The sequence below is a fragment of the Lactiplantibacillus fabifermentans DSM 21115 genome, from assembly GCF_000498955.2.
Taxonomy (GTDB): Bacteria; Bacillota; Bacilli; order Lactobacillales; family Lactobacillaceae; genus Lactiplantibacillus; species Lactiplantibacillus fabifermentans.
Window position 1 is genome coordinate 24037 of sequence record NZ_AYGX02000053.1, and the last position, 7433, is coordinate 31469.

9 protein-coding genes are annotated in these 7433 nt (G+C 39.6%); all 9 read right to left on the bottom strand.

The window, feature by feature from the left end:
- Nucleotides 1–696: a head maturation protease, ClpP-related gene (locus DY78_RS04675; protein ID WP_024624380.1), complete on the bottom strand. Its 696-nt coding sequence runs from the start codon at nt 694–696 to the stop codon at nt 1–3.
- Complete coding sequence (locus DY78_RS04680; RefSeq protein WP_024624381.1) at nt 686–1834, bottom strand: phage portal protein; 1149 nt, start codon at nt 1832–1834, stop codon at nt 686–688. The genes DY78_RS04675 and DY78_RS04680 overlap by 11 nt, the downstream gene beginning before the upstream one ends.
- Nucleotides 1835–2039: 205 nt before the next feature.
- Complete coding sequence (locus tag DY78_RS04690) at nt 2040–3920, bottom strand: terminase TerL endonuclease subunit (RefSeq protein ID WP_024624383.1); 1881 nt, start codon at nt 3918–3920, stop codon at nt 2040–2042.
- The gene (locus DY78_RS04695; protein ID WP_051385203.1) at nt 3913–4410 is read right to left on the bottom strand and encodes a phage terminase small subunit P27 family; all 498 of its coding nucleotides are present in this window, start codon (nt 4408–4410) and stop codon (nt 3913–3915) included. Before DY78_RS04695 ends, DY78_RS04690 begins: the two co-directional genes overlap by 8 nt.
- Nucleotides 4411–4582: 172 nt before the next feature.
- Nucleotides 4583–5083: an HNH endonuclease gene (locus DY78_RS04700; RefSeq protein WP_024624385.1), complete on the bottom strand. Its 501-nt coding sequence runs from the start codon at nt 5081–5083 to the stop codon at nt 4583–4585.
- A 7-nt stretch (nt 5084–5090) separates the two neighbouring features.
- Complete coding sequence (locus DY78_RS04705; protein WP_024624386.1) at nt 5091–5408, bottom strand: hypothetical protein; 318 nt, start codon at nt 5406–5408, stop codon at nt 5091–5093.
- A gap of 21 nt (nt 5409–5429) precedes the next feature.
- Nucleotides 5430–5819 carry a hypothetical protein gene (locus DY78_RS04710; RefSeq protein WP_024624387.1) on the bottom strand — a complete coding sequence of 130 codons (390 nt, stop codon included), beginning with the start codon at nt 5817–5819 and terminating at the stop codon, nt 5430–5432.
- Nucleotides 5800–5976, bottom strand: a complete 177-nt coding sequence (locus tag DY78_RS16375; protein WP_056993500.1) for a hypothetical protein — start codon at nt 5974–5976, stop codon at nt 5800–5802. The genes DY78_RS04710 and DY78_RS16375 overlap by 20 nt, the downstream gene beginning before the upstream one ends.
- Before the next feature lie 53 nt (nt 5977–6029).
- Nucleotides 6030–6830, bottom strand: a complete 801-nt coding sequence (locus tag DY78_RS04720) for a hypothetical protein (protein WP_024624388.1) — start codon at nt 6828–6830, stop codon at nt 6030–6032.
- Between the last annotated feature and the right edge of the window lie 603 nt (nt 6831–7433).

The window sequence follows — 7433 nt, forward strand, 5'->3', positions numbered from 1 at the left end:
TTAAAAGTCTCCTTTATTAAAAATAGCCAGCTTAGCTTGCACTAGCTTTTCGTGCTCACTAAGTTGACCATTATTGTTGTTATTTTCTAATTGCTTATTTTTGGCAATTAAGTTTTTAATTTTGTTGAGTGCTTGATAAGGAACTAGCGATGTATTAAATGAATTAGTAACTGGTGTAAAATCAACTAATTCATCAGCAAGGCCTAGCTCAATTGCTTTGTCAGCGTCCATCCAAGTTGTACTGTCCATTAAATCTAAAAAAGTTTGAACAGGCTTACCGGTCTTGACAGCATACATATTCGCAATGGCCTTGTTCGTACTCTGCAACATTTGCGATGCTTGATCCATGTCGTGATAATTACCATCTGCACCACTTGCAGCATTGTGAATCATCATTTGGGCCCCAGGTGACATTTGCACCTTGTCAGCCCCCATCGCAATAATTGTACCAGCAGAATAAGCGTTAGCAACAATCTGTGCAGTAACATTCCCATGGTAATTCTTTAGCGCTGTGTAAATTTCTGTTGCTGGGACCACTTCGCCACCATTAGAAGCAATCTCTAATTCCACATCAGAGTTGTCTTTAGGGAGTGCATCGATTACGTCAGCCGGAGACACAACCGTCATGCCAAGCCAATCACGGCAAATAAGTGCTTCGTCATCATTGACAATCATGCCTTTTACTTTAATCGTCATTACTTTCACCTCCTTCGCCTTGTGGTTTATAGGCTGGTAAGCTCATTGGTAAGAATCCCGAGCGTTGTAAAATAAATTGAGCTTGATTGGCGCTTAACGCGCCATTTTTAGTTAAAGTGGCCACCTGGTTAGTTAGTGTAGAATCATCGACATCCAGCATATTCTTAATATCAAGTTTTAAATCGGGCGCTTGTAGCTTTAATCGTAATTCATCCAATAGTGGATGAACATACGTATTTAAATTTGACAAATACAATGCCTTAATTTGATCGCTATTACTATGCTGACTTTCAGTAGAAGTCCCGCCGCCTAGCATATCACTAGGAATACCAAAAGCAGCTGAAATTTGATCAGCTGAAAAGCTAGCATTCGCATTCAGAGCAGTAAAAATATCAGCCTTAGTTTCAAACTGTTCATAATTCATACCAGACGGTAATGTCATGAGTCGACCAGCATTAGCGCCCATGTTGGCTTCTTCGAAGGCCTGGCGTGCATTAGCTAATGTTTTACCATCGCCATTGAAATTATCAATTGTAAGCTTGCCAGATGAACTAATTTGGTTTTCTAATACTTTTAAGTTAGAATCAATCGTTTTTCGGTCAATATCTAGTGTGTTATTTAGACTTTCTAGTGGTGACATACCAATTAAATATCGATATTTAGGATCTGGCATCAGTCGAAAATGTAACATTTGGTCCGCAGTTAACTGCATTTTCGGCCGGTCATTACTTTCCTGAATTGTGTAAATAATCCCAGTGTTTCCTGGCAAATAATTAATTTGTACATCTGATGGCGGTATATGCTCTAAATTGTGACCAATTAATGGGACATAAGCATTACCAGCCAAACACAGCTGTGTCAAAACGCCCTGCCAAAAAGTAAATCGACTGACTAATTGACTGGGATTATCCAAGCGACTCATGGCCGAGGTATTTTCCGTTTTGAAATGGGCTGCAGCCACATCACTAGCGATTCTATTTATAACTGAAAAGACATTTGTATCTTTTAAAACATTACTTGCGTCTGCATATAATATTGGGTGCCCACCAATATTGGTTAAAAATAGATCACTGGTGCTAGGATAAACCATATTTCTAGCTGTATTTCGATGATAATTTTTGGGAGTCAATAGTCCCATCTAACGTTCACCTCCCTTTTGTTCTTCATAATTAAGAACGCAGGCCATGACGATTAACAATAGCCCTGATAGACCACAGCCGAACGTCAAACTAATCAAAAATCCCGTGACACATAGTAATATTACCCCACTTACAAACAGGGCAGCACATAACCAGTTGTCCCAGAAAGTCTTTATTCTGTTTTTAACTTTTTCAACCATCATTCTACCCTTTCTGACTACCAAACATTACTCTGAAGAAATCCAAAGATTCTTCATCACCCATCCCGTTTAACGGACTGTAATTATCGCCTTGATAGCCTTGAAAATGGTCCATAGCCTGCATGTGTGCATTAATTAACGCATCCACCGTATCAATATGCTCGCTGACCCAGTTTTGGCGATCAATTTTAATTGCACCACCACGGTCCTCAATGAGGATCGCGTTATTCAAGCCATCAATTAAAATTGGATCATCTAACAAGCGAATATTGCCATCGATAAATCGATTTTGAAAATCTTTAGTCGTATTGGATAAATTCTGTGAAGTTGGTGCCAAGGTTAACAGCGGCCAATCACGTTGATAATTTTCAATCATTTTAGTGAACCAAGCCGCTAAGTTAGGATCAGCAATAATAAATTTAACTTGCAACTGATTGTCAGCAACATATTTTACTAACCATTCATAAACTTGCTGTTTATTGATAGTTCCACTGGGATTACGCGTGATTTCACATAATCCTTGGTTCGCCAATTGACGATAGGGTAACCCATCTTGCTTTTCTTTAGCGCTAATCGACTTGGCCTTTGCAAATGGGATAAAGCTATACTGTTGGATAAAAAATCGTTTCTGTATACCGACCTTATAGGGATAAATCAATCCAAATGAGGTATTATCATTAGTTTGACTAGCATCAAAGCCGATGTAAACCTCGCGACCTTTAATATCAAAACTTTGTGTTAAATTCTTTTTGATGTTGGCCAAAGAAACAAAACTGTTTTGAAATCGTCGGCTCCAAATATTAAGCGATTTATTAACAAATGATGCTAATTCGCCTTCTCGTTCCTGCTTATCACGTAGTGAAACTAAGCCGTCCAACAATTGTTGTTTCAGTTCAGGATGTCCTAATAATGGGTTTGACTTTTCCCACAATTCTGGCCTAAAGACCTCATCATCATTATCTTGTCGATAAATAACCATGAAAGTGTCTTCAGCCTCATGATTATCCTGCTCCATGATTTTACGCATGACATCCTGATCATTTTTGAATTTTACTTTGACATTTGGATAAGCTGTTGAAACCTCCATGAATAAACGATTAGCAATTTTGGATTGCCCCGAGATGATTTGGTTAACACTCTCGTTCATCCGTGGTTGTAAGTTGCCAATTTCATCAAAAACAGCGATGGTATTATGCTTTGAATCAAAGCCACCAGCTTGTGCGGAACCAATACTGATCGTATTTTTAGTATTGTGTCCGATAACCTGACGCGTTTGGGGATCGATGCCTTGCTCCTTAGCTTGTCTTTTAAATTCTGGCATTTTTATAATGGCACGTGCTTGTAATGCCACGTAGTCAAATAACTTCTTCGCATGATCACTATCATAGCTTGCTACTAGGTAGTCTTGTGCTGTTTCGTCCACCCCAATCGCAAAATAAAAAAAGTTGACCAAAATGGAGGCTAACCAAGTTTTGCCTTGTTGTCGAGCCACAGAAACGATTGCCGTATGAAAGCGGCTTCCCTTATTGGCGGGATCTCGCCATCCAATCAAACTATCCAAAATAAACGATTGCCACCCCATTGGTACAATCAGTTGGCTGGTGTCAGTCGGGTCAGGAATACTACGTGCAAACCATTCGATTGCTTTGACAAAGCTCAAATCATATGTGTAAGGAAAATCATTATTATTTTGCCGTTTCAAATCATTCAAATGTCTGATACAAGCCAGCTGAACGTCATGCCCAGTTAAATACTTATCTGTAAATAGCACATCATAAGCATATTTTGTTCCAGGATCATCATATGTTTCTAACAATTTCTGGTATTCATGATTTTTATCCATCAAACTGGCTTTAATATTGTCAACGCCCACAAAACTAGGCATGGAAATTCACCACCTTCAATGGGTTATAAGGTTCGTCAGCCTGTTTTTGAGGTTGTTCAGCTAGGACTTGCCCCGAACGGGCATCAAACGTCAATCCTAAGTCAGCACTAAGGCTCTTCAAATTACGAATGGCACTATTAATGGTCGTGAGGGCCGGCGACCGTTTAACTGGTTGTCCATCTTCGCTAAGCAGATAATCGCCATATTCCACTAAAGTCTGCTCAGCTTTACGGTAGTTGGAATACTCCGTACAGAATAATTCCATGGTAACGCGATCCATTTGTTTCACTTTGCCAAACTTAACCATCTCTGGCACGAGCACTTTCCAAATAGCCCTCCCATATTGATCTAGGTGTCGTGGTGGGGTAACTTGTAGGTCACTTATAGCCGTTTGCTCCGCCTTTATTTTAGCGTCAACTTGTTTGATAGACTGGTGGTAATCCCCGTCATGATTGGCTTTACGCTTACGTCCTGCATGTTTTACATTCACAATACTCCCTCCCATTCTATTTTTTAATTTTCACACATTTTTTTGTTTTTGAGACCACTATGTGAGCTCCTCCTAGCGAGCCCTAGGCCCCCCCTTTTAAAAAAACTAGCTCGTCATCTGTATAACTTTCCCGCAACAAACTAAAGTTGCTTAGAACGACGAACAGGCGTCTTTAAATCGATTTGTTTTTTTTATCAATTATCCAGTCGCGAATCGCGTCGCGGCTCCAACGTGTGGCTGTGTCAAGATTGGTAATAAAGTTGGTCTCACCATCCAGATAGATTTGTGTCTCTAGTCGCGTCTTCCAATAATGGCAGCTGTAGCACAATGCCCACAAATTATCACGGTCTAGCTGGTAACGCTTATCAATCCGTCTAGGTACAATATGGTCAACCAGTAGCTTACCCTTAGCTAACGCCGTATGCCCACAGCATTCACAAGTCATCATTGCCTGACGCTTAACCGATAGGCTCAACTGACGCCAAGCTCGCGTATGATAGAACTGATTTGCTTCTTGATCACGCCGCGTCAGATTATAGTGCCGCTGGTCAATCGTCCTTGCTGGTCGTTGATACTCGTGATAATTCTGTCCGTGCTTTTCACAGTAGGGATTCGTCTGGTCATACGGGATCATTGCTTTACAGCCAAGCCGTTTGCATATCTTCATTCGCATGTCGTCATCACCTTAAATAAACATAGACATACTGGTCCTTGCCATCATGGTCCTGGTCTACCAAAAAGTTCCCCGCAACAAACTCATAAGCTATCTGTTTCAATTGGTATCTTGAGTAACTATCACTATCAAATGTAACTATCCGAGTACCATCTTTAGCGGCTTGCTCTAACACCTGGTTAACGTGCCACCAATCCTCATCAGTCATACAATCGCCTATTCGCTGATGGAAGGCAACTGAATCATATTTCAAGTGTTGCTTCATGTCATATGGATAATGACTGGGGTGAACTGACAATAGTTCTTGATCATCGATGTTCATCATGTTGCTTCCTCCTCATGATATTTACTTACCGGTATTAGTGCTATTATCTGCTACTATTCCACATGGAAGAATACGGGCATTTTCAACTACCATGTATAGCTTTCCACCGTATTCTTTTTGAGTACGCTTAGCATTGCTTAACGAAATATAAGTGTATTTCCAATATTCGCCTTTCCCTCTGGTGACAGAATTATCGTAATAATTTTTATTGATATACTCACCATCGTTTAGCATAACCAGATATTTAGTTTTACATTTTTTAAGTTCTACGCCGCCTAGCTTAATGTAAAGCTTCTTTGCTTCCCGCTCTCGCCACCATGTAGCCAATAACTGATAAATGTGCAATAACCACATTCCAACCATTAACCCATAGGCAAACACTAATAAATACCTAACGATAATTATGTTCATGGTTTAATTTCTCCTTATGGCATTTATGTGCCTTTTTGTCCAAACTAAAAGCGCCATGCTGTTTAGCACGACGCTTCATCCATTTATCTAAGTGGGCATCCATCTCCGCTTCTTGTGGCGTGACGTAGCCGTATTTTGTATTAATCAGCTTTGGCATACCACCACACCTTACTTTCTAATTAATTTTATACATGCCGTTTGTAAAATTCTTTAACCATGATTTATGAATCCGATCAAGTCCATCCCAACCTCACTTGGTTGCATAATAACTTGACCGGTACTTATCTGGCTTCCAAAAACAAATTCATTTTTTTGTAATTCTTGTACTGAATACTGAATTCTCGATACAATATTAGGATCATCAATGCCTTTAAGGTGTGAATATGCATCCGTAAATTCCTTGCTCATATCCCCTTCAACGTGATTGTTATTGATTATCATAGACATACTAAAAGGTGGCCATTTCAAGTAGTCCTGTAAAATTACCATAGCTTGAGGGGTTATCCTATCAATTAGTGAGATTAGAAATTTGTACTTTGTAAAAACACTTTTAAAGTTATTTACATCGGACAAGTTTAATAATGTATCTCTTAAGATATCCATCATGTCCCCATCAGCCGGATAATCTTTTAATATTAAAAGCAGTTTATTAAATAAGATGCTTCCATATGGATCGGTAATTACATTAATAAGCCGTTTTAGCGCATATTCCTGGTTATCTGATTTATTTAAATACTCCCCAAGTAAAAGAGCTTCTTTAGACTCATTAAGCTTTCCCTCAATCTCTTCATGTGCACCAATGATATCAACAATCATATCTCCCCAGCTTTGGTTCAAGAGATCCATTGAGGCTTTCCTACCAACAGATTTTGCGCTTTCAATTTTTGCTTTCTTTGCTTCACTTTCAGTCAATTTTTTTGCCTCGATTCGAGACTCAAGCGTTTGTCTCTGTGCATTCAAAAAATACTCGGGATTTTCAAGCATTGAGAGTAATTCTTTTGATTTTTCCATGTTCCTACCTCCAAACTAATTTAACTATACAAAAACTCCCGCCAATAAGCGAGAGCTAGTTTGGAGTATTTACATTGCCACAGCGCGCATGTTCCTGCATGCTATCTGGTGGCCAGTTTAATTGCGCCATTATTACTGAGTGTTCCAAATTATCAAACCGGTATTTCAAAGATTCTATCCGGTGCGACAGTAACGTCAGACTCAATCGTTAACAATTTGAAAGAGAGTAGTTTTATGAAAGACATGGATAAAGCTGCGGTACTTTCAATGTGCTTGGTAAGGATTTGCACCCTACATGTTGGGAAGTATCTCTTGCCTTATTACTTATTACATATCAGTGTCGCGACGCAACTGATATAACCCAACTGTCGCCAGCCCGCATGTTCAGGGTTGCCACACGTCTAAGCCATTAAGCTTAAAAACATTATTGTCTACCTATTCCACCACAAGCACACAGCAGTTTAGTGACTTACTTGGGTCAATGTGATTGGTGTGGTCTCATGCCACACACAGAATTTTCAACTCTTCCGTTAAGCTACGTTACAATCACACGTTATGCGGTCAACTCCCATTGGGTGCTGTATCACATAACAATATCGCCGG

What these genes read in the sequence shown, in the direction of transcription:
- DY78_RS04690 (WP_024624383.1), bottom strand. Translation starts at nt 3,920, where the DNA reads ATGCCTAGTTTTGTGGGCGTTGACAATATTAAAGCCAGTTTGATGGAT.
- DY78_RS04680 (WP_024624381.1), bottom strand. Translation starts at nt 1,834, where the DNA reads ATGGGACTATTGACTCCCAAAAATTATCATCGAAATACAGCTAGAAAT.
- DY78_RS04710 (WP_024624387.1), bottom strand. Translation starts at nt 5,819, where the DNA reads ATGAACATAATTATCGTTAGGTATTTATTAGTGTTTGCCTATGGGTTA.
- DY78_RS16375 (WP_056993500.1), bottom strand. Translation starts at nt 5,976, where the DNA reads ATGCCAAAGCTGATTAATACAAAATACGGCTACGTCACGCCACAAGAA.
- DY78_RS04675 (WP_024624380.1), bottom strand. Translation starts at nt 696, where the DNA reads ATGACGATTAAAGTAAAAGGCATGATTGTCAATGATGACGAAGCACTT.
- DY78_RS04700 (WP_024624385.1), bottom strand. Translation starts at nt 5,083, where the DNA reads ATGCGAATGAAGATATGCAAACGGCTTGGCTGTAAAGCAATGATCCCG.
- DY78_RS04720 (WP_024624388.1), bottom strand. Translation starts at nt 6,830, where the DNA reads ATGGAAAAATCAAAAGAATTACTCTCAATGCTTGAAAATCCCGAGTAT.
- DY78_RS04705 (WP_024624386.1), bottom strand. Translation starts at nt 5,408, where the DNA reads ATGATGAACATCGATGATCAAGAACTATTGTCAGTTCACCCCAGTCAT.